The organism is Paracoccus seriniphilus (genome assembly GCF_028553745.1).
GTDB classification, from domain to species: Bacteria; Pseudomonadota; Alphaproteobacteria; order Rhodobacterales; family Rhodobacteraceae; genus Paracoccus; species Paracoccus seriniphilus.
On the sequence record NZ_CP067129.1, the window covers coordinates 330,504 to 353,470 of the forward strand.

The window sequence follows — 22,967 nt, forward strand, 5'->3', positions numbered from 1 at the left end:
AGGCTGAAATGTTCGGTTTTCTTGGCATCATCGTGACATTCGCCATGGTTTTCGGCGGCTATCTGCTGGCTGGTGGCAAGATGGCCGTGATCACCCATGCGCTGCCCTTCGAGATGATGATCATCATGGGGGCCGCGATCGGATCCTATCTTCTGTCAAATGACAGTCATGTGCTCAAGGCGACGCTGACAGGGTTCAAACGTGCATTCTCGGGACCGAAGTGGACGGCCCAGGACCATCAGGATGTCTTGTGCCTGATGTTCCAGCTGCTGAGGATCGCGCGCGAAAACCCGGTCGAACTGGAACAGCATATCGAAACGCCCGAAGAATCCGCGATCTTCATGGCCTATCCGAAGCTGGCCGCCGATCATCATGTGGTGTCGCTGATTTCGGATACGCTGCGTTCCAACAGCCTGACCTATGACGATCCCTATCAGGTCGAAGAGATGCTGAGCCGGCGCATTGCCATCATGCGCGAAGAGGAAATGCATGTCCCCCACGCGCTGCAAACCATGGCAGACGCCTTGCCTGCGCTCGGGATCGTGGCCGCGGTTCTGGGGGTGATCAAGACCATGAGTGCCATCGACCAGCCTCCCGAGGTTCTGGGGAAGATGATTGGTGGGGCGCTGGTGGGCACATTCCTGGGGGTCTTTCTGGCCTATGGATTCGTGGCACCTCTGGCCAACCGCCTTGGTGGCGTCGTGAAGCAGGATCTGGGCTTTTACGACGTGGTGAAATCCGTCCTTGTGGCCGGGTTGCATCAGCATGCGACGAACCTTTGTGTTGAGGTCGGGCGGCAGGCGGTGCCAGAGCATGTCCGTCCGAATTTCGACACTTTGGAAGCCGCCTTGCGCGAACTGAAAAAGGCGGCGTGATGCTGGTGGCGGCACTTTTTCTGGCAGGTGTCGGCGCGGCCGGACAGATGGTCGATGCCTCGCCGCGACCTGAAACCTTTGAGCAAGAGGCGACGCGTTGGCTGCTTGAAGGTCGGGACCTTCCCCCGGACTACAGGCCGCGCCTGCTGGAGATGACACCATCCCGGCGGTTGCAGGCCATCGTGTTCCTGCGCCGCTCCGGCCTGCTGACCGGCAAGAGCTGGCGCCTTGACGACATCCTCAAGCCGGCTGCCCAGGCTACCGAGGACGAAAAATGAAAGCTGTTGGCGCGATCGAGTCGAAGTCCGGAAAGTTTGTGGATGCACCCTTGCTGGTCACTGGCGCGCTGATCGTGATCGTGATCTCTCTGGTCATCCCCTTGCCGCCGGGCTTGCTGGATTTCGGAATTGCCTTGTCGATTGCAACGGCGACATTGGTTCTTGTCATGGCCTCGCTGGTGGACAAGCCGACCGATTTCCAGGCATTCCCGGTTCTGTTGCTGGTCAGCCTGATCATCCGGCTTTCGCTGAATGTTTCCTCGACGCGGCTCATTCTGACCCGGGGGCATATGGGAACGGATGCGGCGGGGCAGGTGATCAACGGCTTTGCCAGTTTCGTGGCCGGGGGATCGCTGTTGATCGGGCTGACGGTCTTTGCGGTGATCTCGGTGGTGAATTTCATGGTCATCACAAAGGGATCGGGCCGCATGGCCGAGGTTGCCGCGCGTTTCGCATTGGATTCGTTGCCGGGCAAGCAACTGGCGATCGACGGGGATCTGAATGCCGGCGCGATCGACCATCAAGAGGCCAAGCAGCGGCGCAGTCAGGAGCAACGCGAGATCAGCTTTTTCGGTTCGCTCGACGGGGCATCGAAATTCGTCAAGGGCGATGCTGTCGCCGGGATCGTCATTACCCTGATCAATCTTCTGATCGGGTTGACGGTCGGCATGATCGGGCATGACATGAGTTTGGGCGATGCCGTCACGACCTATTCGCATCTGACCATCGGGGACGGGCTGGTCAGCCAGATTCCGGCGCTGATCACCTCGATGGCGGCCGCGCTGCTGTTGTCGCGCGGGGGCGCCACTGACAAGACGTCTGACCTGTTGTCGCGCGAATTTACCAGAACATGGCAGCCCGCCGCGGTTGTTGCCGCGACCATGTTGCTGATGTCCTTCGTACCGGGAATGCCGCGGCTGCTGTTCATCACTCTGGCGGCGGCCATGGCCGGGGCGGCATGGTATCTTTCCGACCGACCCGAGAACAGCGATGACGCCGATCCAGAGGTCGATGTGCCAGAGGTCGCCGCACCACAGGGCAAGATCGGCGATCTTCTGGATACGGATGATATCAGCGTCGAGATCGGTGCGGGGCTGGTGACAATCGCGCTTGATCCGGCGCGGGGGCTGGGCGGCAGGATCGGCAATCTGCGCATTCATGTGGCGCGGCATTTCGGACTGATACTGCCGGAGGTCCGGATCACGGATAGCGATGACCTGCCGGCGGGCGATTATCTGATCCGGATCCAGAACGTCGTGCGCGGACGCGGCAGCCTGTGCCCGGGCGAGGTTCTTGCCCTGGCACCCGATCAACTGCTGGATCAGCTGCAGGGCAGCGAGGTGCGCGAACCCGTCTATTCCAGCCCCGCCAAATGGATATCGCGAGAGGATCAGGATGAGGCTGCAACGCGAGGGGCAACCGTCGTGACGCCGATGGAGGTGGTCTCTACCCATCTCATGGAGGTGGTAAAGGCCAATCTCTCCTCGCTGATGACTTTGGGCGCGCTGCAGCGTCAGCTTGAGGAACTGAAGTCGTTGTCCGATCCCGCTCGCAGCGAGCGCAACCGCCGCTATCTGGACAGCATGATCCCCGACAAGGTGTCGCCCGAGGTCTTGCTGGCCATCTTGAGGGCATTGCTCGACGAACAGATATCCATTCGCAACCTGCCACTGATCATTGATGCCCTGTCAGAGTTTCGTGCGGTTGAATCGGTTGAAGCGATCTATGAAATGGTTCGCAAACGCTTGCGCGGGCAGATCACGCAGCAGTTTTCGGACGCTCGTGGCAGGATCTGGGCAGTACAGCTGCATCCCGCATGGGAGGCCGAATTCGTGCGTGCGGATGCGGAAACCGGCCGCAATGGTGGCGGGGCACTGCCGCCCGCATTGACCCGCAAGCTGGTCGAGGCGGTGAACAAAGCACTTGCAGGCGGCGAACCCGGAATGACGACCGTGGTGGTCGTGCCTGATCACCGTCGGCGCATGATCAGAGCCGTTCTGGGATCCGCCGGGGTCTCTGCGCCGGTCCTGGGTCTGGAAGAGGTGGACCCGGCTGCCGATCTTCAGCTGGTTTCTGCCGTCGAGTTTGCCTGATGTGGAGCCAGGTCGCCAGCATGATCCCGTTTCAGGGCTGGGCGCTGCTGATCGTCTATCTGCGCGTGCAGGCCTGTGTGATCGCCTTGCCCGGGTTGGGGGAAAGCGTTCTGCCGCTGCGAGTTCGTGTGGCCGCGGCGATGGCCCTGACTCCGCTGCTTGCCGAAGGTATCCCTCCAGGTGCTTCACCAGAAGATCTTGCGGGTGGTCTGGCCCTGGCTGCGAGCGAACTGGTGATCGGCCTTGCTGCAGGCATGTTGATCCGTTTGCTGGCGCTTGCCCTGGATATGGCGACGACGGCAATCGCGGCAACCGCCTCACTGTCGCAGCTGGTGGGCGTTCAGAATGAGGCCGCGCCTCATCCGATTGGCAATCTGTTGCATCTGGGGGGCATCGCGATCCTGATGGCACTGGGGTTGCCGGTGATGCTGGCAAACCTTCTGGCCGACAGTTTCCTGCTTTGGCCCCCCGGGTCTCTGCCCGATATCGACCGGCTTGCCCCCGCCGCTGTCCAGGTGCTGGCCGACAGTTTTCTGCTGGCGATGATGATTGCGGCCCCCTTCACGCTGGGTGGTCTGCTGTTCCAGGCACTTTCCGGCGTGATCAGCCGGGTCATGCCGAGCTTGCCCGTCGTCTTCATCGGCTCCCCGGGGGCCATTCTTCTGGCTCTTGTGGCGCTGGCCGTCCTGGCACCGATGCTGATCGGAATCTGGGCAGATGCCGTTCTGCAATTCACCCTGCCGAGGCCCGGATGAGCGAGCACAAGGACGACAAGAGCTTCGAACCGACCGAGCAGAAGCTGCGCAAGGCAAGAGAGCAGGGTGATGTGCCGCGCTCGACCGAGTTCAATACGGCAATGATGTATCTTGGCGCCTGGCTGGCCTTTGCCGTCGCTGCGGGTCTTGCGGTAAAGCAATGGCTGGCCCTGGCCGGTCGCGCGCTGGGGGCAGGGGGGTGGCCTGTCGGATCGGTGTTTGCGCTGGCGGGATCGTTGTGGCGTCATGCGGCGCTTGCCTTGGTCCTGTTGATCCTGGTCCCTTGTGTGATGATCGTGATCGGTCTGATCTTGCAGCGGGCCTTGATCCTTTCGCCCGGGAAACTTGCGCCTGACATCAATCGCCTCAACCCGATCAAGACTGCGGGGCAGAAATTCGGTCCCTCGGGGCTGGTGACATTTGGCATCTCGGTTGCCAAGGCGGCTCTGGTCTGTGTCGGAGGGTGGTATCTCTTCGCAGGTCTGATTGATCGGCTGGGCGCAAGCGCCATGGCAGGAACGCGCTGGGTGACAGCTCTGGGCGAAATCCTGGGGCGGGTGCTGTTGCTGGCTGTGCTGGTCTCGGTCGGCTTCGCGGTGCTGGACATGGTGTGGAAACGGTTTGAACACCTGCGCAAGAACCGCATGAGCCGCAAGGAGATGGAGGATGAACACAAGGAGGCCGAGGGCGACCCGCATCTGAAGGCGGCAAGGCGTCAGCGCGCCGTCGACATTGCGATGAAGCAAATGCTGGCCGATGTGGAAAAGGCCGATGTGGTGATCGTCAATCCCACCCATTATGCCGTTGCGCTGCAGTGGCAACCGGGAAGCGGGCGCGCGCCGGTATGTGTGGCCAAGGGCACGGATGATGTCGCCGCGCGCATTCGTGAGCGGGCCAGAAAGGGTAATGTGCCGATCTGGTCCGATCCGCCCTGCGCGCGCGCCATCCATGCGACCGTCGACATCGGCAGCGAAATCCGGCGCGAACATTTCGCCGCGGTGGCCGCCGCGATACGTTTCGCCGAGAACATGCGTCAGAAGGTGCGTGCAGGATGGTAGATTCAGCATCTCGGCTTGGCCGGCTTCAGCGCATTGCCCGGATCAAGGCCGAGCAAGAGTTGAAGAAACTGGCCGCCCTTGCGCAGCATGTCGAGGCGGCAAGGCAGCGTGTGGATGCGGCACGCACGGCATTGGATCAAAGCTATCGCAGTGATGCCCCGCTTGCTTTGGGCGAGGCGCGCATGGCAAATGCGCAGGCCGCCCGTGCCGCGCGGGATATGACCCGTGCCGAGGACGAGTTGCAACGCATGCAGCCCGTCTATGAGGCCGCGCGTCAGGTCGCTGCCCGCGAATTCGGACGGGCCGAGGTGTTGGCCGAACTGGCCGCGCGCCAGGCCCGCAACCGGCAAGACGCAGGCTGACCGGCAGGCGAAAATCTTCCGGTGCTGCGCTGCGGCGTATTGGACAGGGCGTATCGGGAATGATACGCAATGCGTCAGCCATTCGAGGAGGAACCCGATGCTTGAAGCCAGCCCGCGCCCCGAAGTTGCGACATCTCGCAAGCTCTGGACGGCAGAGGAGGCAAGACGGCTTTTCGATCTGCCTTTCATGGAGTTGCTGTTTCAGGCCCAGACCGTTCATCGTCAGAATTTCGACCCCAATCGCGTCCAGATGAGCCGCCTGTTGTCGATCAAGACGGGCGGCTGCCCCGAAGATTGTTCCTATTGCAGCCAGTCCGCACGTTATGATTCCGGACTGTCCGCCTCGAAACTGATGGAGGTGCAGCGCGTCATCGCCGAGGCTCGCAAGGCGCGTGATGCCGGTGCGACGCGCTATTGCATGGGCGCGGCATGGCGCAGCCCGAAAGAGCGGGACATGGCCCAGATCGTCGCGATGATCGAAGGCGTCAAATCCCTGGGCATGGAAACCTGCATGACGCTGGGGATGCTGGATGGGGATCAGGCCAAGCGGCTGAAAGCCGCAGGACTGGATTACTACAACCACAATATCGATACCTCGGAAGCGCATTATTCCAACGTGATTTCGACGCGCAGCTTTGCCGATCGGCTGGAGACATTGCAGAATGTTCGCGACAGCGGAATCAAGGTCTGTTCGGGCGGTATTCTGGGGCTGGGTGAAGCCACGCAGGACCGCGTCGACATGCTGGTCACTCTGGCCAATCTGCCCGAACCCCCGGAAAGCGTGCCGGTGAACATGCTGATTCCGGTCGAGGGAACCCCGCTTGCGGATGCCGAGCCCGTCGACCCCATCGATTTCATTCGCGTGATCGCGACGGCGCGGATCATGATGCCGCAAAGCCATGTTCGTCTGTCCGCCGGGCGGACAGAGATGTCGGACGAGATGCAGGCCCTGTGCTTTTTCGCTGGTGCGAATTCGATCTTTGTCGGGGATACCTTGCTGACCAAGGACAATCCCGGTGAAGATGACGACATGCGCCTGTTCGCCAAGCTGGGGATTCAGCCGATGAAGGTTCACGAACATATGCCCTCGGCTGAAGACGCCCCAGAGGCACGACGGGCCGCGGCTCGCGCGGCCGATCCCGCAATTCCGGTGCTGCGCTGAACGGCGTGGCCCCCATCGGGACCGGTCCGGAACACGACCGGCTGGATTTCTACCGCAAGGATATGGCGCAATTGTCGCAACGCGGACGGCTGCGCAGCCTGTCGCCGCGGGCCGGTGTGGATTTCTCATCCAATGATTACATCGGACTGGCGGCCAGTGACCGGCTGAAGGATGCCATCCGCGCTGCATTGGACGATGGCGTCGCGGTCGGTGCCGCCGGGTCGCGTCTGCTGCGCGGGCATACCGAATGGCAGGCGGACTTCGAATTCGAGGCTGCGCGGTTTTTCGGAGCCGAGGCTGCGCTGGGGTTCGGCGGCGGCTACATGGCCAATTTCGCGCTGCTTGCAACCTTGCCACAGCGCGAAGACCTGCTGTTGATGGATGAGCTGTCTCATGCCAGCACGCATGAGGGGGCGCGTGCGGGGCGGGCCAGCGTGCAACGCTTTCGACATGGCGATGTCGCGCATGCCGAGGACGTCATCACGAACTGGCGCCGTGCTGGCAATACCGGCGCGGTCTGGATCGCGGTGGAAAGCCTCTACAGCATGGATGGCGATGTCGCGCCGCTGCGGGAACTGGCCGCGCTGGCGGATCGCCACGGTTTCCTGATCGTTGATGAAGCTCATGCAACCGGAGTCTTCGGTCCCGATGGTCGCGGTCTGACGCATCATCTGGAAGGACGCGAGAATGTTCTGACCCTGCACACATTGGGCAAGGCGCTGGGAGGCTCGGGCGCGCTGATCTGTGGCGCGAAATGCCTGCTGGATTTCATGGTCAACCGCAGCCGGCCCTTCATTTTTGCCACCGCGCCGTCGCCCTTGATGGCGGTTGCCGGACGTGCCGCGCTGCAGATCCTGCGCGACGAGCCCTGGCGACGTGACCTGCTGCAGGACCATATCGCCTGTTTCAACGACGAGATGGCCCGCCGCCTGCCGCGGATTCAGACCAGCGGCAGCCAGATCGTCCCCTTGATTGTCGGACCCGATGCAGAGACCATGGCACTTGCCGCGCAGATTCAGGCACGCGGCTTTGATGTGCGGGGCATTCGTCCCCCGACCGTCCCCGAGGGCAGCGCGCGGCTGCGTATTTCGCTGAACCTGAATGTGACCCGGCAGGATATCCGGCGCCTGACGGACACACTGGAGGAGTTGTGGCCAGATTTGTGATCACCGGCACCGGAACCGATATCGGCAAGACCGTCCTTGCGGCGGGTCTGTGCGGGTTGATCGGGGCGGACTATTGGAAACCGGTCCAGACCGGACTGGCGCATGATCTGCCCAATCCGATGGCGGGCGGGCGTAGGCAGGGCTTGTCTCCCATGGATGGCAGCCGCGCCTATCTGCCTGTCGCGGGCACCGATTCCGCCGAGGTCGAGCATCTCTCCGGCCAGCCGGTGCATCCCGAAGCCTATCTGCTGCGCGAGCCGCTGTCGCCCCATCGCGCCGCCGAACTGAATGGCGTGGAGATCGACCCGGCCGATCTGACACCCCCGGATGCGGATCGGCTGGTCGTCGAAGGCGCAGGTGGTGTTCTGGTGCCCGTCACCCGCGACATTCTCTTCGCGGATCTCTTCGCGCAATGGCAGATTCCGGTCATTCTGGTGGCCACGACGGGATTGGGCACGATCAGCCACAGCCTTTCGGCGCTGGAAAGTCTGCGTGCGCGTCAGGTGCCGGTCCATGGAATCGCCTTTGTCGGCGAGGACAATCCCGACAATCTGCGAACCATCTGCGAACTGGGCAGGGTCAGGCTGCTGGGACGGCTGCCCTTTCTGGAGCAGTTGGACCGCTTCAGTCTGGCGGCGGCCATGCACGAACAATTCGATCCGGAGGACTTCCGTTGAGCGCGGTCTGGCACCCCTTTACACAACATGCCACCGAACCCGACCCGCTGCGCATCGCCAGCAGTGAGGGTGCCTATCTGTTCACCGAGGACGGCAGGACCATATTGGACGGTATTTCCAGTTGGTGGGTGGTGACGCATGGCCATCGCCAACCGGAAATCGTCGAGGCGATACAGCAGACGGCCTCGCGACTGGATCAGGTGATCTTCGCTGGCCTGACCCATGAGCCGGCGGAAGAACTGGCCGAGGCTCTGGTCGAGGTGGCCCCTGCCGGATTGTCGCGGGTCTTTTACAGCGACAGCGGATCGACCGCCGTCGAGGTCGCCCTGAAGATGGCTTTGGGATACTGGCGCCATGCGGGCGATGGGCGTCACCGGATCGCGGTTATCGAGGACAGCTATCACGGCGATACCATCGGCACCATGAGCGTGGGTGAACGCAGCGTGTTCAACGCCGCCTATGATCCGTTGATGTTCGCCGTGGACAAGCTGCCATGCCCCGCGGATGACGGTCAGGCGACCTTGCAGGCCTTCGAGGCTCTGGCCGAAACCGGCGAGATGGCGGCGCTGATCCTTGAACCGCTGGTGCTGGGGGCGGGTGGAATGCGGATGTATCCGCCCGAGGTTCTGGCCGGGCTGCGGGCGATTTGTGATCGCCATGACGTTCTGATGATCGCGGATGAGGTGATGACGGGCTGGGGTCGCACGGGGCGGCTGTGGGCCTGTGACCATGCGGGAATCGCGCCCGATATCCTGTGCACATCAAAGGGGCTGACGGGTGGTGTCGTGCCGCTGGCCGTGACATTGGCCAGCGAGCGGATCTTTCAGGCGCATTATTCGACCGATCGCCGGCGCACCTTCTATCATTCCTCCAGCTATACGGCCAATCCCATCGCCTGTGCTGCGGCGCTGGCGCAGGTTCGCCTGTGGCGCGAACGGGACATGGCGGGCATTCTGGATAACCTGAGCCGCATGCAGGGCGATCATCTGGCCGATTTGCAGCGCGACGATCGCTTCGAAAATGCCCGGCAATGCGGCACCATTGCGGCGCTGGACCTGAAAGTGTCAGACGGTGGGTATCTGGCCGAGACTGGGCCACGCATGCGGGCGCATTTCCTGCGTCAGGGCGTGTTGCTGCGGCCCTTGGGAAATACGGTCTATGTCCTGCCGCCCTATTGCGTGACCTCTGGCGATCTTGACCTGGCCTGGTCGGCCATTGCCTCTTTCGAGGGCTGAAGTTCAAGATCGACCCAGACGAGACGATGGTTCGAAGCGGTTTCGACCGCATCGGCAAGCGGATGATCCGGCGCGGGCCACAGGATTCCGCTGTCGATCACGGTCAGATCGCGCGAGGGCAGCACGTAATCGACCCGCAGATTTCCCGGCCCTTGCGCGTCATGGACGGCGGTATCCAGTGCCGGGTCGCCCCGGTGGCTGGCATTGGCCCCCGTTTGCGCCGGTTGCCACATGCCACGGGGGGCTGGGTCCTGAACATGGGCCATCAGCCGGGGCAGGATATCGCGACGCCCTTCGCCATCATGCGGGTCCAGATTGATCTTGCCGATCAGAGCAAAGGGTGCCTGCGGCAGATGGGTCAGCCAGAAGGCGGCCTCATCGTGATTGCGCCTCCCGTTGCGATCCTCGGGGCCGTCGAAGGCCGGGGTCGTGGCAGACCATGCCAGCAGATGCAGCGGACCTTGCCGGGAGGTCACGGTCACATCCCAATGAGCGGTCGAGGACAGGCGCTGGATCGCCGCGATGCCGGCATCTGTATCGGGCATGATGTTGCCGGGCAGATCGCGCCACAGCAGATCGGAATGATCGGTCACGGCGACCAGCGGCAGGCGCGACAGGATCGCCATGCCGTTCTGGCCCGTGAAATGGCCCCAGCCCTGCGCGTCATCGGCTTCACCCAGCCTGCCGTCGCCGTCCAGATCAAGCCCCGTGGGCATGCCGCGATTGGGGCGGGCGGCAAAGCGGAAGGGCATGTCCTGTCCTTCATCCGTCAGAAGCTGTGCGAATTCCGCCAGCGCCTTGCCGCCGTAATCCCAGTCGAAACCGGTCAGCAGGATCACATCCGGTTTGGCCGCCGCAATGACCTGGGCAGCGGCCATGACCCGGGATTCGCGCTGGCGGATGTCGCGCAGCAAAAGTCCGGGGCCGTCCCGTGTCAGGCCCGGATCATAGGTCGCCAGGCGCAGCGGTTCGGCCGCGACCGGCGCGGTCAGGCAGAGAAGGAAGGCAAGCGCCTTCAGACCCAAGGGCGCGCCTGTGCCATTTGCTCTTCATAGCTGTCGATCGAGGGGGCCTTGGCCATCGTCAGCCCGATATCGTCCAGACCGTTCAGCAGACATTCCTTGCGGAAGGGATCGATGTCGAAATGGAACTCGGTCCCGTCCGAGGTGCTGACCGTCTGGTTTTCCAGATCCACGGTCATGCGGGCATTGGCGCCTTTGCTCGCATCATCCATCAGCACATCGATGGCCTCTTGCGGCAGGGTGATCGGCAGGATGCCGTTCTTGAAGCAGTTGTTGAAGAAGATATCTGCAAAGCTGGTCGAGATGACGCAACGGATACCGAAATCCAGCAACGCCCAGGGGGCGTGTTCACGCGACGATCCGCAGCCGAAGTTGTCGCCCGCGATCAGGATTTCGGCATTGCGATAGGCGGGTTGGTTCAGCACGAAGTCGGGAATCTCGTTTCCTTCCCGATCATAGCGCATCTCGTCGAACAGATTCACGCCCAGTCCCGAACGCTTGATCGTTTTCAGGAACTGTTTGGGAATGATCATGTCAGTGTCGATATTGACCAGCGGCATGGGGGCCGCGATACCGGTAAGCGTGGTGAACTTGTCCATGTTATCCTCGGATTGCTGTATCCTGGCGCAGTGATGGTGAAGGTCTTGCCCTGAACGGCCAGGAAGATGTGATGGTGTGGATATGTCTGGTTTGGCGAATTGCGTGGCCGCCGCATGGCAGCCCGGAATCGGGGATCCGAACGCAACGGGTTGGTTGACCGTATTGGCCTATCTGCTGTGCTTCGCCCTGTCGGCAAAGGTCTGGCTGAAGCTGCATGGACGAGGCGGCCGGGCCTTTTGGGGGCTTGTCGCCTTGCTGATGCTGGCCCTTGCGGTGAACAAGCAGCTTGACCTGCAAAGCGCGCTGACGGCCTCGGGCCGCTGCCTTGCGCAGGCACAGGGCTGGTATGATCATCGCAGGATCGTGCAGATGGCCTTTGTCCTGGGCGTGCTGGGCCTGATGTTCCTTGCGCTGTTGATGGGCTTGCGGGCCCTGCGCGGACAACTGTGGCGCAACGGAATTGCCCTGAGCGGACTGATGGTTCTGTGCAGCTTCGTGGCGGTCCGGGCGATCGGCTTTCACCATATGGATGCGCTGATCGGCAGCCACGGCTTCGGGGTCAGCACCAACTATCTGTTCGAAAACGTCGGTCTGCTGCTGATTGCCCTGAATGCACTGTGGATCCTGCGGCGCGGCTAGAACCGCCCCGCAGTGCCATCCGATCCTGCTGTCGATCCGCCCCGGCATCCCGGACCTAGACCGTCGCGGCCATCAGTTCCCGCACATCCGTCAGCCGTCCGGTCACGCCGGCGGCCGCAGCCATGGCGGGCGACATCAGATGGGTGCGGCCCTTGTAGCCCTGACGGCCCTCGAAATTGCGGTTCGAGGTCGCCGCGCAGCGTTCGCCCGGTTTCAGCTGGTCAGGATTCATGCCCAGACACATCGAGCAACCGGCCAGACGCCATTCAAAGCCTGCCTCGATGAATATCTGGTCCAGACCTTCCTCTTCGGCCTGTGCCCGGACAAGGCCCGAACCCGGAACCACCATGCCGCGGACCCCATCGGCCAGCTTGCGACCGCGCAGCACCTCGGCGGCGGCGCGCAGATCCTCGATCCGGCCATTGGTGCAACTGCCGATGAAGACCGCGTCGATGGAAATGTCGGTCAGTTTCTTGCCGGGCGTCAGATCCATGTATTCAAGACTGCGCCGCGCCGCATCGACCTTGCCGCCGGTGAAATCTTCGGGGGCGGGGACGCGGGCCGAGATCGGCAGCGCATCCTCGGGGCTGGTGCCCCATGTGACGGTGGGCTCGATGTCTTCGCCACGGATCGTCACGACCTTGTCCCAATGGGCATCTGCATCGCTGAACAATGTCTTCCACCATGCCACGGCGGCCTCCCACTGGGCCCCCTTGGGTGCATGGGCGCGCCCCTTGACATAGTTGAAGGTGGTTTCATCGGGGGCGATCAGGCCAGCGCGGGCACCGCCTTCGATGGCCATGTTGCAGATCGTCATGCGGCCTTCCATCGACAGGTTGCGGATCACCTCGCCGCAATATTCGATGACATGGCCGGTGCCGCCGGCGGTGCCGGTCTCGGCGATGATGCGCAGCACGACATCCTTGGCGGTCACGCCCGGCGCCAACCGGCCAGTGACCTCGACCTTCATGTTCCTAGATTTCGCCTGGATCAGGGTCTGGGTGGCCAGGACGTGTTCGACCTCGGAGGTGCCGATGCCATGGGCCAATGCGCCAAAGGCGCCATGCGTGGCTGTGTGGCTGTCGCCGCAGACGACCGTCATGCCGGGCAGGGTCCAGCCCTGTTCGGGGCCGACGATATGCACGATGCCCTGACGGATGTCATTGACGGGATAATAATTCACGCCGAATTCGCGGGCATTGCGGTCAAGCGCATCGACCTGGATCCGCGACTCCTCGTTGTCGATGCCCTTCTGGCGGTCCAGCGTCGTGGGCACATTATGGTCGGGCACCGCGATGGTGCGTTCGGGCGCACGAACCTTGCGACCGGTCATCCGCAGGCCTTCGAATGCCTGCGGGCTGGTCACCTCATGGACCAGATGGCGGTCGATATACAGCAGGCAGGTGCCGTCCTCGGCCTGGTCGACCACATGGGCGTCCCAGATCTTGTCGTAAAGAGTGCGTGGCTTGGCGGGATTCGTCATGGCTGTGACTTTCGGCTGTGATGCGAATTCTAGATATGGGCAGGCGGCACAGGGCGGTTCAACCGCCCGCAATCAGCCTTTCGCCGTGACGCGAAGCGTCTCGCCGAAAAAACGCGAAGGCAATCGCGCCCGATCATGGATATCAAAATAGATAAAGCCTGACATGGTTCTTGTCTTAGGCCCGTTGCGGGGTTTTCGCAATATCAGCTTGGGGCTTGCCGTATCGCCCGCCACAGGCTTTCATCGTGGCAGGAGGAATTCATGGAACAGCTGAATCCCGAGGTTCTGTCGGCGGCGCAGGGGCTGATGGATCGCATCTGGCTGTTTCTTGAAACCCTGCTGGTTCCTTCGCGCATGTATCAACTGCCCGCCATCGCGGGGCTGATGCTGTTGTCCTGGCTGATCGCCAGACTGTGTTCGCCGGCGCTGACCCATTGGCTGCGCAGCCGCGAGAACTGGCCGAAATGGCGGCTGCGGCTGGGCCTGCTGATCGACCGACGGCTGACATTGATCGTGTTCACCCTGATCAGCTGGGCCGTGGTGCTGGTCATGCGCGAGGTCACCTACAGTTTTCGCAGCCAGCTGATCGCGCTGGCGGCGACCATCGCGGCGGCATGGGTTGCCATCTATTTCATCGCACGGGTCATCGCGAACCGCTTTCTGCGGCGCATCGTCAGCTGGGCCGCCTGGATCTGGGTAACGCTGGATCTGCTGGGGCTGACCGAGCCGTTTTCCGAGTTTCTGGAAAGCGTTGCGCTGACCTTCGGGGATTTCCGGCTGTCGCTGCTGACGGTTCTTGAGGCCCTGATCATAAGCGGGCTGATGATCGCGGTGGCCCGATCCTTGTCGCGGATCGTCGCCACGCGGCTGTCGCGCAACGAGGATATCTCGCCGACGATGCAGGTGCTGACGGCCAAGCTGTTGCAGGTCGCGCTGTTTTCGTTGGCGGTGATCGCGGGGCTGAAGGCGCTTGGCTTTGATCTGACCGGGCTGGCGGTGTTTTCAGGCGCCGTGGGTGTCGGGCTTGGCTTCGGTCTGCAGAAGGTCGTCTCCAACCTCGTGTCCGGTGTGATCATCCTGCTGGACAAATCCATCAAGCCCGGTGACGTGATCAGCCTGGGCGAGACCTTTGGCTGGATCGAGGAACTGGGCGCGCGATATGTCAGCGTGGTGACGCGCGACGGCAAGGAATACCTTATTCCCAACGAGGATCTGGTGACCGGACAGGTCGTGAACTGGTCCCACAGCAACAATTTCGTGCGACTGGATCTGAAGTTCGGGGCCTCTTACGGCGATGACCCCCACAAGGTCAGCGATATCGCGATCAATGCCGCCATGGGCGTCAACCGGGTGCTGGCACATCGTCGCCCGGTCTGCTGGGTGACCGGTTTCGGCGACAGTTCGGTCGATTATGTGCTGCGCTTCTGGATCAGGGACGCCGAAAGCGGGCTGACCAATGTGCGCGGGCAGGTCTTTCTGGCGCTTTGGGACGCCTTTCAGGAGCATGAAATCAGCATTCCCTTCCCCCAGCGCGAAGTCAGGGTGTTGAACAAGGATATCGCGATGCGTAGTGAAGTTTTTTCGCCTGCCGATCCCGATTCTGTGACGGATGATTGAGATGGGCCGAAAAAGTGCTATCTTTAGGATACCCCTGCGCCGGGGGCGATCGGCGCGCTGACCGGAGGATACAACCCTGTCACAAGACGTCTCGTCGGCCGGTGGGCCGGCTGCGACCGCCGCGGGTGAGCAGCAACTTGCCCGCATTCTGTCTTCGCTTGATGATGACAAGGCCGAAGATGTTGTCACCATTGATTTGCGTGGCCGTTCGTCCATGGCCGATCACATGGTGATCGCCTCGGGCCGCAGTGCCCGGCAAGTAAGTGCGATTGCCGAGAAGCTGGCCGAGCGTGTGAAGGAGGCCACGGGCCGTTCACCGCGCATCGAGGGCAAGGAAACCGGCGATTGGGTGCTGATCGACACCGATGATGTGATCGTGCATGTCTTTCGCCCCGAAGTTCGCGAATTCTACCAGCTGGAAAAGATGTGGATGCCGGCAGACACGCTGAATCGTGTCCGGGATCCCGCTCAACCCACGCAGTAGACGATGCGAATAGAGATCGCCGCCGTGGGGCGGCTGAAGAAGGGTCCGGAATCGCAATTGGTTTCGGACTATCTGGAGCGCTTTGCCAAAACCGGACGCGGGCTGGGACTCCCCGCAGTTCATGTGAGTGAGGTCGAGGGCCGGCGCGGAGGCGGAATGCTGGCCGAAGCCGACCTGCTGTCACGCGTCATTCCCGAGGGTGCGGCGCTGGTGATGATGGACGAGCGCGGCGATCAGCCCACCTCGCCCGAATTCGCCCGCAAGCTGGCGCATTGGCGCGACAGCGCTCGTGATGTCTGTTTCGTGATCGGCGGCGCGGACGGGCTGGCCCCTGATCTGCGCGCCCGCGCGGATTGGCAGATCAGCCTTGGCCGCATGGTCTGGCCGCACATGCTGGTGCGGGTCATGCTGGCCGAACAGCTGTATCGCGCCGCGACGATTCTGGCCGGTTCCCCCTATCACCGGGCCTGAACGCGACTTTTGCCTTCCTTCACCTGCCCTTGAGGGCGGTTGTCGCAGCCCGCTGGCGGGAGTAACAAGACGCAAACCAAAGCGAGGCCGACATGACGAAACCCGTGATCCTGTGCATTCTTGACGGTTGGGGCCTTTCGGATCGTCCCGAACAGAGCGCTCCGGACCAGGCCGAGACCCCGAATTTCGACCGTCTGATGCGTGAATGTCCGAATGCGACCTTGACGACATTTGGTCCCGATGTCGGGCTGCCATCGGGCCAGATGGGAAATTCCGAAGTCGGCCATACGAATATCGGCGCTGGTCGCGTTGTCGCGATGGATCTGGGCCAGATCGATCTGGCCATCGAGGACGGCAGCTTTTACGACAATGCGGCGATCCGTGATTTCGCGACCGGACTGAAACAGACCGGTGGCAGCGCACATCTGATGGGTGTGATCTCTGACGGTGGTGTGCATGGGCATCTGCGCCATGTTCTGGCCGCTGCAAAGGCCATCACCGATGCCGGTGTGCCCGTGATCATTCATGCCATCACCGACGGGCGTGACGTGGCGCCGCAATCGGCCCTTGGCTTCATGACCGAATTGCAGGGGCAGATGCCTGAAGGCTGCCGGATCGGTACGGTGATCGGCCGCTATTTCGCCATGGACCGCGACAACCGCTGGGATCGCGTCGAACGGGCCTATCGCGCGATTGTCGCCGGCAAGGGCGATCCTGCCGTCAGTGCCGACAAGGCGGTGGCCGAGGCTCATGCCCGCGGCGAGACCGATGAATTCATCCAACCCTTCGTGATCGACGGCTATAACGGCGCATTGGATGGCGACGGTTTCTTCTGTCTGAATTTCCGTGCCGACCGCGCCCGCGAGATCCTGACAGCGCTGGCTGATCCCGAGTTCGGCGAATTCGATGTCAGCGACCGACCTGAATGGGCCGCCATGCTGGGCATGGTGGACTACAGCGTGCGTCACAACAACTTCATGACCACGGCCTATCCCAAGCAGCAGGTCTCCAATACGCTGGGGGCCTGGGTCGCCGCGCAGGGGCTGCGCCAGTTCCGTCTGGCCGAGACCGAGAAATACCCGCATGTGACGTTCTTCCTCAATGGCGGCAAGGAAGAGCCCGAAAAGGGCGAAGACCGGTTCATGCCGCAAAGCCCCAAGGTGGCGACCTATGACCTGGCACCGGAAATGGCATCCGAGGCCGTGGGCGATCGCCTGGTTCAGGCCATCGAGGAAGGCTACGATCTGATCGTCGTCAATTTCGCCAATCCCGATATGGTCGGGCATACCGGCAGCCTCGAGGCCGCCAAGCGCGCCTGTGCCGCCGTCGACCTGCAGGTCGGGCGAATGCTGGCCGCGCTGGACAAGGCGGGGGGTGCTGCGGTGATCTGTGCCGATCATGGCAATTGCGAAACCATGATCGACCCTGAAACCGGTGGACCCCATACGGCCCATACCATCAATCCGGTGCCGGTGATCGTCTATAACGGTCCGGCCGGGATCGCGCTTCGCAAAGGACGTCTGGCCGATTTGGCACCGACGGTCCTGGCCCTGATGGGGCTTGAGCAACCGGCTGAAATGACTGGCGAAAGCCTGATCGTAACCGCATGATCCGACGGCTTTTACTGGCTCTGCTGTGCAGCGGGATGGCGACCGGCGCGCCGGCACAATCCGCCACGCCAGCCAATCAGGCGGTGATCGAGGCCGAGGCCGCCGCCACGCAGCTGCGCAATTCGGTCAGCAAGCTGGCCGAAGCGGTTTCCGCAGATGATCAGGTGACGGCGCTGACGGATGTCATCCGTGGCTATGAACAGGGGCTGGCCGCCCTGCGCGAGGGGCTGCGTCAGGCCAGCGCGCGGGAGGCGGAACTGCACGGTCGCTTTGAAGCCGAACGGGCAAGGCTTGCCAGCGTGCTGGGCGCGATGACGGCCCTGCAGAAATCGCCTGAAACGACCCTGTTGCTGCATCCCGCCGGCGCTTTGGCCAACGCCAGATCCGGCATGATTCTGGCCGATGTGACACCGGGGCTGCAGGCCGAGGCCGAGCGTCTGCAGGATGATCTTGAAGAAATCTCGACGGTGCGCGCCTTGCAATCGGCCGCGGCCGAGATGCTGGGATCGGGGCTGGCCTCGGTGCAGGAGGCGCGTCGCCTGCTGGCCAGCGCCGTGACCGACCGTTCGACCGTTCCGGTTCGCTTTGCCGAGGCCCCCCAGGAGTTGCAGCGGCTGAAGGAAGCGGCACAAAGTCTGGATGATTTTGCCCGGGGCATCGAGGACATGGAAAGCGATGTCGGCCCGCCAAGGGAAGATTTTGCCGGTGCGCAGGGCAGCTTGCCACTGCCGGTGGTGGGCAGCGTCTTGCGGCCCTATCGCCAACCCGATGCGGCGGGGGTCAAGCGACCGGGCTGGATCATTGCGACCGCGCCTGCCGCGCTGGTCACCACGCCCTGGCCTGCGACCATCCGCTATCGCGGAACCCTGCTGGATTACGGCAATGTGATGATTGTCGAGCCCGCACAGGGATATCTTCTGATATTTGCTGGACTATCACAGGTGTTTGGTGAAGTGGGCGATGTGTTGAAAGCCGGTGATCCGATTGGCCTCATGGGTGGGTCAGAGGCACCGGCACAGGAATTCGGAGCGCAGTTCGTCGCCGATGCTGCGCGCGGGCTGGATGCGGGGCGGACCGAAACCCTGTATCTGGAACTGCGAAAGGGCGACGAAACGCTGGACCCGGCAGACTGGTTCGTGCTGAATCCAATAGTCGAGCCGCAAGAGAACTGAGGCAGGAAAGGCCGCCATGAAACATTATCTGATTGCAGGGCTTGGGGGCATTCTTGCCGGAGCCGTTGTCACGACCCAGCTTGCAGGGCCGCTGGTCGCGCAAGAGGCAGGCAAGAATACATCGGTCTATGAGCAGTTGGAACTGTTCGGAAATGTCTTCGAGCGGGTGCGTGCCGATTATGTCGAGGTGCCCGACGACAAGGAACTGATCGAAGCGGCCATCAATGGCATGCTGACTTCGCTTGATCCGCACAGTTCGTTCCTGTCTGCAGATGACTATGAAGAGATGCAGACCCAGACCCGCGGCAGCTTTGGCGGATTGGGGATCGAGGTCAGCCAGGAAGACGGGCTGGTCAAGGTCGTCTCGCCGATTGATGACACACCCGCGGCCGAAGCCGGGGTCAAGGCGGGTGACTATATCACCCATGTGAACGGCGAATCGCTGCTGGGCCTGACGCTGGACGAGGCCGTCGACATGATGCGCGGTCCGGTGGGATCCGAAATCACGGTCACGCTGCTGCGTGAGGGCGAAAACGAGCCCTTCGATCTGACCATGACGCGCGACACGATCAAGCTGACCGTCGTGAAGACCCGGATCGAAGGTCATGCGGTCGTGCTGCGGGTTTCGACCTTCAATGACGAAACCTATGATACCCTCAAGGTCGAACTGGAAAAGGCCGTCAATGAAATCGGCGGCATCGACAAGGTTACCGGCTTCGTGCTGGATCTGCGCAACAATCCGGGCGGGCTGCTGAACCAGGCGATCAGCGTTTCGGATGCCTTCCTCGATGCCGGGGAAATCGTCAGCACTCGTGGCCGCATGCCCGAGGAAAGCGAACGCTGGAACGCCGAGCCGGGCGATCTGGCACAGGGCAAGCCCATGGTCGTGCTGATCAATGGAGGTTCGGCCAGTGCCTCGGAGATCGTCACGGGGGCCCTGCAGGATCACCATCGCGCCATCGTCGTGGGCGAGAAATCCTTTGGCAAGGGCTCGGTCCAGACCGTCATGCCGGTCACATCCGACAGCGCGATCCGCCTGACCACGGCGCGCTATTACACGCCCTCGGGGCGCTCGATCCAGTCGCTTGGCATCCAGCCTGATATCCTGGTGGCCCAACCGCGACGCGCGGTGAACGAGGAAGAGGACGAACCGCGCAGCCAGTCGAATTTCGGCCGCAGCGAGGCAGATCTGCGCGGCGCGCTGAACAATGATTCCATCAGCGATGAAGAAAGAAAGCAGATGGAAGACGAGGCTGCCGAGGTCGAGGCGACCGCGAAGCTGCGCGAAGAGGATTACCAGCTGGCCTATGCCGTCGATATCCTCAAGGGGTTGGCGGCTGTCGATTACACGGCCGATGACGTTCCCGCCAAGGATGCGCCTGCCGTGACGGGGCAGGGCAAGGATTCGGATGCGGCCAATGACAAGGGCTGAGGGCATGGTTGCAGATCGGTCAGGGCCGGGCGGCTTGCCCTATCGGCCTTGCGCCGGCGTGATGCTGATGAACCGTCAGGGGCTGGTTTTTGCCGGGCAACGGCTGGACCGGCCCGGTGCCTGGCAGATGCCGCAGGGCGGGATCGATGCCGGAGAGACACCGCTTCAGGCGGCGTTGCGCGAATTGACCGAGGAAACCGGGATTCCGGAAGATAAGGTCGAGGTCGTCGCCGAGGCCCCGGGCTGGGTCTATTATGACCTGCCGCCGGAACTGCTGGGCAAGGTCTGGAAGGGCAGGTTCGGCGGACAGCGCCAGAAATGGGTGCTGATGCGCTTTCTGGGTCAGGACAGTGATATCTGCATCGAGACAGAACATCCCGAATTCGACCGTTGGTGCTGGATGTCCGGCGATGACCTGCTGGACAGTATCGTGCCCTTCAAGCGCGCGGTTTACGAAGAGGTTCTTGCCGCCTTCCGCGCGCATCTGGCAGCTTAGGCGTCGCGCCGCGTCCATATGGCCGCGGCGCCACCGTCTTTGATCAGCCCTTCAGTTGGCGCTGACCTTCTGCGATGCAGATCTGATCGGCAGCCTTGACGCTCATGCCATCGGGATGAGAGATCGAGCGATCCCAGTCACCGAGACCCCTGGTGTAAAGTTGGCAGACCACCGGGCCTTGTGGCGTATCGACCGTTACGGGATCCGATTCGAAATTCTTGGGCGAGCAACCCGCCACGATTGCGGTGGCGACGACGGCCAGGGCGATTTTGTTGAACATCATGAACTCCGATCACTGTGATGAATTGCGCTCTGACGAGCAATTGCACGTTTTGTCTAAAGTCAAATTAAACCATTTGGCAAGAAATCGAAACATATCCGCCAGCATATATGGCTGGCGGACATGAACGCGGCGACCCGGGTGGCTTTACTTGCGCAACTGCCCCAGCAGGATGGAGGTCGGATAGCCGTCAGGCGTCACGCCGATCGAACGCTGAAAGGCCGCCACGGCGGTCATCGTGCCCGAGCCGAACAGGCCGTCGATTTCGCCATCATAGAAGCCTTTGGCCCGCAATCTTTGCTGGATTTCCTTGCGTTCCGATGTCGAAAGAGGCCGGTCGTTGCGCGGCCAGGACCCCTGGATGCCCGAACGACCCGCGATCCGTTCCGCCAGAAAGGACACGCCAAGCGCATAGTTGTCCGAGTTGTTATAGCGCAACAGTGCGCGGAAATTGTCCATGACCAGGAAGGCCGGGCCACGGGCGCCTGCGGGCATGATGATCGATCCGCTGCCCGACGGCAGCGATCCGCCACCAAAGCGCGTGACTCCCTGCGCGGCCCATGCCGAGTTGGACTTGCGCGTGCCCTTGCCGATCTGCCCCATGTTGAAGCTGTCCGGCAGACGCACTTCGGTCCCCCATGGCTGACCGCGTTTCCAGCCATTGCGCGCCAGATAGGCCGCCGTCGAGGCCAGGGCGTCGGTGGGATCGTCAGACCAGATGTCGCGACGACCGTCGCCGGTGAAATCCACCGCATATTCCAGATAGGAGGTCGGCATGAACTGGGTATGGCCCATCGCGCCAGCCCAGCTGCCCAGCATGTGCTCGGCATCCGTATCTCCGGCCTGCAGGATCTTCAGCGCCGCGATCAGCTGGTTCTGGAACATCTCGCCGCGGCGGCCATCATAGGCCAGCGTTGCCAGCGAGGGGATGATCTGCATCTTGCCGCGGTTGGCGCCGAAATTGGACTCCATGCCCCATACGGCCAGGACGATTTCACGGGGAACGCCATAACGCGCCTCGATCGAGGCCAGCGTGCCGGACAGTTGCGCCCGTTTCTCGCGTCCGGTCGCAATGCGCGCATCCGAAACCGCGCTGTCCAGATACAACCAGACTGGCCGCGAGAACTCTGCCTGCTTCCGGTCAAGGCGAATGACATCGGGATTGTAGCGGGCGATCCGCATTGCACGGTCATAGGTGCTGGCAGAGACGCCCGAAGACAGCGCCCGCGCGCGGAAGGACTGGACGAAGCGCTGCAGACCTGCCTCGTCGCTTGCCGAAGCGGCGGGAATCGGTGATGGCGTCACCGGCGTGCTGCCGCTGTAACTGCCGGGGGTGCGGCTTGTGGGTCCGGCGCATGCGGCAAGGGCCCCGACAAGGGTCGTGGTCACTAGAAATCTGCTGAAACTCATATCAATCGCCCGTTCGTGACTGCTGCTGTTATTATTGTGATTCAGTGTAGCAGTCAGGATTTGCCTTGGGTAGGGGCGGCCGCGGGCGTCACGGGCGCACTGGCCGGGCCGGGTCCGGCTTTCAGGCCTGTCCGTCGGCCGGTTTGTCCATGCCATCATAGAAAGGCTGGAACTGCGCGATGATCACCGAATTCTCGTCGGCGGCCCGCTGCATCAACGCCCGCTCTTCGTCGCTGATCTCATGCCCTTCGGCCAGCCGTTCTTCCAGGGTGCCATAGGCGGTCACATCCAGCGGTGCCATGTCAGCCTGTTTGAGGATGGCAACGGTTTCCCGCACGGCTTCGCCCTCATCCTTGCCGGAAGCAAAGCACATCAGCGCCGCGCCCGTGGCTTTCCTGGGCAGGCCGTCGCCGGCCTTGCGGCCGACTTCGACCAGCAGGGTATAGACATCCATCGGGCTTGCCCCCTTGTTCATCTCTTTCGTTTGCGTAACCCTGCCGGCACAGGGCCGCAACCCCCGTGGTGCTGCTCCCTTGCCCGACCTGCCGCGGTGAAATCAACTTTTCGCGGTGGCTTTCCCCCGCTAGCTT

The 22,967-nt window shown here is 62.4% G+C and carries 24 protein-coding genes; 18 read left to right on the plus strand and 6 right to left on the minus strand.

Features of this window, described 5'->3' with window-relative positions; translation table 11 throughout:
* Positions 1-8: 8 nt before the first annotated feature.
* The 10 genes from motA (at position 9) to JHW44_RS01595 (ending at position 9,661) form a co-directional block, all read left to right on the plus strand.
* Positions 9-875: a flagellar motor stator protein MotA gene (motA, locus tag JHW44_RS01550; RefSeq protein WP_089343880.1), complete on the plus strand. Its 867-nt coding sequence runs from the start codon at positions 9-11 to the stop codon at positions 873-875.
* Positions 875-1,153 carry a hypothetical protein gene (locus JHW44_RS01555; RefSeq protein ID WP_089343879.1) on the plus strand — a complete coding sequence of 93 codons (279 nt, stop codon included), beginning with the start codon at positions 875-877 and terminating at the stop codon, positions 1,151-1,153. The genes motA and JHW44_RS01555 overlap by 1 nt, the downstream gene beginning before the upstream one ends.
* Positions 1,150-3,246, plus strand: a complete 2,097-nt coding sequence (locus JHW44_RS01560) for a flagellar biosynthesis protein FlhA (protein WP_089343878.1) — start codon at positions 1,150-1,152, stop codon at positions 3,244-3,246. Before JHW44_RS01555 ends, JHW44_RS01560 begins: the two co-directional genes overlap by 4 nt.
* Before the next feature lie 20 nt (positions 3,247-3,266).
* Positions 3,267-4,001, plus strand: a complete 735-nt coding sequence (locus JHW44_RS01565; protein ID WP_245846976.1) for a flagellar biosynthetic protein FliR — start codon at positions 3,267-3,269, stop codon at positions 3,999-4,001.
* Positions 3,998-5,059 (plus strand): flagellar type III secretion system protein FlhB, encoded by a 1,062-nt coding sequence (gene flhB / locus JHW44_RS01570; protein WP_089343876.1) that lies wholly within the window; start codon positions 3,998-4,000, stop codon positions 5,057-5,059. The genes JHW44_RS01565 and flhB overlap by 4 nt, the downstream gene beginning before the upstream one ends.
* Positions 5,053-5,421 (plus strand): hypothetical protein, encoded by a 369-nt coding sequence (locus JHW44_RS01575; RefSeq protein ID WP_089343875.1) that lies wholly within the window; start codon positions 5,053-5,055, stop codon positions 5,419-5,421. The genes flhB and JHW44_RS01575 overlap by 7 nt, the downstream gene beginning before the upstream one ends.
* 97 nt (positions 5,422-5,518) lie before the next feature.
* On the plus strand, positions 5,519-6,583 hold the full coding sequence (bioB, locus tag JHW44_RS01580; RefSeq protein WP_089343874.1) for a biotin synthase BioB: 1,065 nt from the start codon (positions 5,519-5,521) through the stop codon (positions 6,581-6,583).
* Between the two features lie 5 nt (positions 6,584-6,588).
* Positions 6,589-7,749 carry an 8-amino-7-oxononanoate synthase gene (locus tag JHW44_RS01585; RefSeq protein ID WP_245846974.1) on the plus strand — a complete coding sequence of 387 codons (1,161 nt, stop codon included), beginning with the start codon at positions 6,589-6,591 and terminating at the stop codon, positions 7,747-7,749.
* Complete coding sequence (gene bioD / locus JHW44_RS01590; protein ID WP_089343873.1) at positions 7,734-8,426, plus strand: dethiobiotin synthase; 693 nt, start codon at positions 7,734-7,736, stop codon at positions 8,424-8,426. The genes JHW44_RS01585 and bioD overlap by 16 nt, the downstream gene beginning before the upstream one ends.
* Complete coding sequence (locus JHW44_RS01595) at positions 8,423-9,661, plus strand: adenosylmethionine--8-amino-7-oxononanoate transaminase (RefSeq protein ID WP_245846972.1); 1,239 nt, start codon at positions 8,423-8,425, stop codon at positions 9,659-9,661. The genes bioD and JHW44_RS01595 overlap by 4 nt, the downstream gene beginning before the upstream one ends.
* On the opposite strand, the gene JHW44_RS01600 is transcribed toward JHW44_RS01595, so the two are convergent.
* Positions 9,598-10,686, minus strand: a complete 1,089-nt coding sequence (locus JHW44_RS01600) for an endonuclease/exonuclease/phosphatase family protein (RefSeq protein WP_089343871.1) — start codon at positions 10,684-10,686, stop codon at positions 9,598-9,600. The two genes, JHW44_RS01595 and JHW44_RS01600, sit on opposite strands and share 64 nt — an antisense overlap.
* Positions 10,677-11,282 carry a 3-isopropylmalate dehydratase small subunit gene (leuD, locus tag JHW44_RS01605; RefSeq protein WP_089343870.1) on the minus strand — a complete coding sequence of 202 codons (606 nt, stop codon included), beginning with the start codon at positions 11,280-11,282 and terminating at the stop codon, positions 10,677-10,679. Before leuD ends, JHW44_RS01600 begins: the two co-directional genes overlap by 10 nt.
* An 82-nt stretch (positions 11,283-11,364) precedes the next feature.
* On the opposite strand from leuD, the gene JHW44_RS01610 reads away from it, so the two are divergent.
* Complete coding sequence (locus JHW44_RS01610) at positions 11,365-11,922, plus strand: hypothetical protein (RefSeq protein WP_089343869.1); 558 nt, start codon at positions 11,365-11,367, stop codon at positions 11,920-11,922.
* Positions 11,923-11,977: 55 nt separating this feature from the next.
* Here JHW44_RS01610 and leuC read toward each other — a convergent pair whose 3' ends face one another.
* Entirely contained in the window at positions 11,978-13,405 is a 1,428-nt protein-coding gene (gene leuC, locus JHW44_RS01615) for a 3-isopropylmalate dehydratase large subunit (protein WP_089343868.1), read from the minus strand.
* Positions 13,406-13,666: 261 nt separating this feature from the next.
* On the opposite strand from leuC, the gene JHW44_RS01620 reads away from it, so the two are divergent.
* The 7 genes from JHW44_RS01620 to JHW44_RS01650 all read left to right on the plus strand — a co-directional run bounded on the left by JHW44_RS01620 (position 13,667) and on the right by JHW44_RS01650 (position 20,687).
* Positions 13,667-15,022 (plus strand): mechanosensitive ion channel family protein, encoded by a 1,356-nt coding sequence (locus JHW44_RS01620; protein WP_089343867.1) that lies wholly within the window; start codon positions 13,667-13,669, stop codon positions 15,020-15,022.
* 76 nt (positions 15,023-15,098) lie between these two features.
* Complete coding sequence (gene rsfS, locus JHW44_RS01625; RefSeq protein ID WP_089343866.1) at positions 15,099-15,506, plus strand: ribosome silencing factor; 408 nt, start codon at positions 15,099-15,101, stop codon at positions 15,504-15,506.
* 3 nt (positions 15,507-15,509) lie between these two features.
* On the plus strand, positions 15,510-15,977 hold the full coding sequence (rlmH, locus tag JHW44_RS01630) for a 23S rRNA (pseudouridine(1915)-N(3))-methyltransferase RlmH (RefSeq protein ID WP_089343865.1): 468 nt from the start codon (positions 15,510-15,512) through the stop codon (positions 15,975-15,977).
* Positions 15,978-16,069: 92 nt separating this feature from the next.
* Positions 16,070-17,587, plus strand: coding sequence for a 2,3-bisphosphoglycerate-independent phosphoglycerate mutase (gpmI, locus tag JHW44_RS01635; protein WP_089343864.1), 1,518 nt, complete (start codon positions 16,070-16,072; stop codon positions 17,585-17,587).
* The gene (locus JHW44_RS01640) at positions 17,584-18,759 is read left to right on the plus strand and encodes a murein hydrolase activator EnvC family protein (protein WP_089343863.1); all 1,176 of its coding nucleotides are present in this window, start codon (positions 17,584-17,586) and stop codon (positions 18,757-18,759) included. Before gpmI ends, JHW44_RS01640 begins: the two co-directional genes overlap by 4 nt.
* Before the next feature lie 16 nt (positions 18,760-18,775).
* Positions 18,776-20,191 (plus strand): S41 family peptidase, encoded by a 1,416-nt coding sequence (locus JHW44_RS01645; protein WP_089343862.1) that lies wholly within the window; start codon positions 18,776-18,778, stop codon positions 20,189-20,191.
* Positions 20,192-20,195: 4 nt separating this feature from the next.
* Positions 20,196-20,687, plus strand: a complete 492-nt coding sequence (locus JHW44_RS01650; protein WP_089343861.1) for an RNA pyrophosphohydrolase — start codon at positions 20,196-20,198, stop codon at positions 20,685-20,687.
* A 43-nt stretch (positions 20,688-20,730) separates the two neighbouring features.
* Here JHW44_RS01650 and JHW44_RS01655 read toward each other — a convergent pair whose 3' ends face one another.
* The 3 genes from JHW44_RS01655 to JHW44_RS01665 form a co-directional block, all read right to left on the minus strand.
* Complete coding sequence (locus tag JHW44_RS01655; protein ID WP_272850291.1) at positions 20,731-20,970, minus strand: hypothetical protein; 240 nt, start codon at positions 20,968-20,970, stop codon at positions 20,731-20,733.
* A 144-nt stretch (positions 20,971-21,114) separates the two neighbouring features.
* Positions 21,115-22,377 carry a lytic murein transglycosylase gene (locus JHW44_RS01660; protein ID WP_089343860.1) on the minus strand — a complete coding sequence of 421 codons (1,263 nt, stop codon included), beginning with the start codon at positions 22,375-22,377 and terminating at the stop codon, positions 21,115-21,117.
* A 121-nt stretch (positions 22,378-22,498) separates the two neighbouring features.
* The gene (locus JHW44_RS01665) at positions 22,499-22,852 is read right to left on the minus strand and encodes a hypothetical protein (protein WP_089343859.1); all 354 of its coding nucleotides are present in this window, start codon (positions 22,850-22,852) and stop codon (positions 22,499-22,501) included.
* Positions 22,853-22,967: the final 115 nt, after the last annotated feature.

What these genes read in the sequence shown, in the direction of transcription:
- JHW44_RS01565 (WP_245846976.1), top strand. Translation starts at nt 3,267, where the DNA reads ATGATCCCGTTTCAGGGCTGGGCGCTGCTGATCGTCTATCTGCGCGTG.
- JHW44_RS01560 (WP_089343878.1), top strand. Translation starts at nt 1,150, where the DNA reads ATGAAAGCTGTTGGCGCGATCGAGTCGAAGTCCGGAAAGTTTGTGGAT.
- JHW44_RS01610 (WP_089343869.1), top strand. Translation starts at nt 11,365, where the DNA reads ATGTCTGGTTTGGCGAATTGCGTGGCCGCCGCATGGCAGCCCGGAATC.
- flhB (WP_089343876.1), top strand. Translation starts at nt 3,998, where the DNA reads ATGAGCGAGCACAAGGACGACAAGAGCTTCGAACCGACCGAGCAGAAG.
- JHW44_RS01555 (WP_089343879.1), top strand. Translation starts at nt 875, where the DNA reads ATGCTGGTGGCGGCACTTTTTCTGGCAGGTGTCGGCGCGGCCGGACAG.
- motA (WP_089343880.1), top strand. Translation starts at nt 9, where the DNA reads ATGTTCGGTTTTCTTGGCATCATCGTGACATTCGCCATGGTTTTCGGC.
- bioB (WP_089343874.1), top strand. Translation starts at nt 5,519, where the DNA reads ATGCTTGAAGCCAGCCCGCGCCCCGAAGTTGCGACATCTCGCAAGCTC.
- JHW44_RS01655 (WP_272850291.1), bottom strand. Translation starts at nt 20,970, where the DNA reads ATGATGTTCAACAAAATCGCCCTGGCCGTCGTCGCCACCGCAATCGTG.
- rlmH (WP_089343865.1), top strand. Translation starts at nt 15,510, where the DNA reads ATGCGAATAGAGATCGCCGCCGTGGGGCGGCTGAAGAAGGGTCCGGAA.
- JHW44_RS01645 (WP_089343862.1), top strand. Translation starts at nt 18,776, where the DNA reads ATGAAACATTATCTGATTGCAGGGCTTGGGGGCATTCTTGCCGGAGCC.
- leuD (WP_089343870.1), bottom strand. Translation starts at nt 11,282, where the DNA reads ATGGACAAGTTCACCACGCTTACCGGTATCGCGGCCCCCATGCCGCTG.
- JHW44_RS01620 (WP_089343867.1), top strand. Translation starts at nt 13,667, where the DNA reads ATGGAACAGCTGAATCCCGAGGTTCTGTCGGCGGCGCAGGGGCTGATG.
- JHW44_RS01660 (WP_089343860.1), bottom strand. Translation starts at nt 22,377, where the DNA reads ATGAGTTTCAGCAGATTTCTAGTGACCACGACCCTTGTCGGGGCCCTT.
- JHW44_RS01640 (WP_089343863.1), top strand. Translation starts at nt 17,584, where the DNA reads ATGATCCGACGGCTTTTACTGGCTCTGCTGTGCAGCGGGATGGCGACC.
- JHW44_RS01665 (WP_089343859.1), bottom strand. Translation starts at nt 22,852, where the DNA reads ATGAACAAGGGGGCAAGCCCGATGGATGTCTATACCCTGCTGGTCGAA.
- JHW44_RS01650 (WP_089343861.1), top strand. Translation starts at nt 20,196, where the DNA reads ATGGTTGCAGATCGGTCAGGGCCGGGCGGCTTGCCCTATCGGCCTTGC.
- gpmI (WP_089343864.1), top strand. Translation starts at nt 16,070, where the DNA reads ATGACGAAACCCGTGATCCTGTGCATTCTTGACGGTTGGGGCCTTTCG.
- leuC (WP_089343868.1), bottom strand. Translation starts at nt 13,405, where the DNA reads ATGACGAATCCCGCCAAGCCACGCACTCTTTACGACAAGATCTGGGAC.
- JHW44_RS01575 (WP_089343875.1), top strand. Translation starts at nt 5,053, where the DNA reads ATGGTAGATTCAGCATCTCGGCTTGGCCGGCTTCAGCGCATTGCCCGG.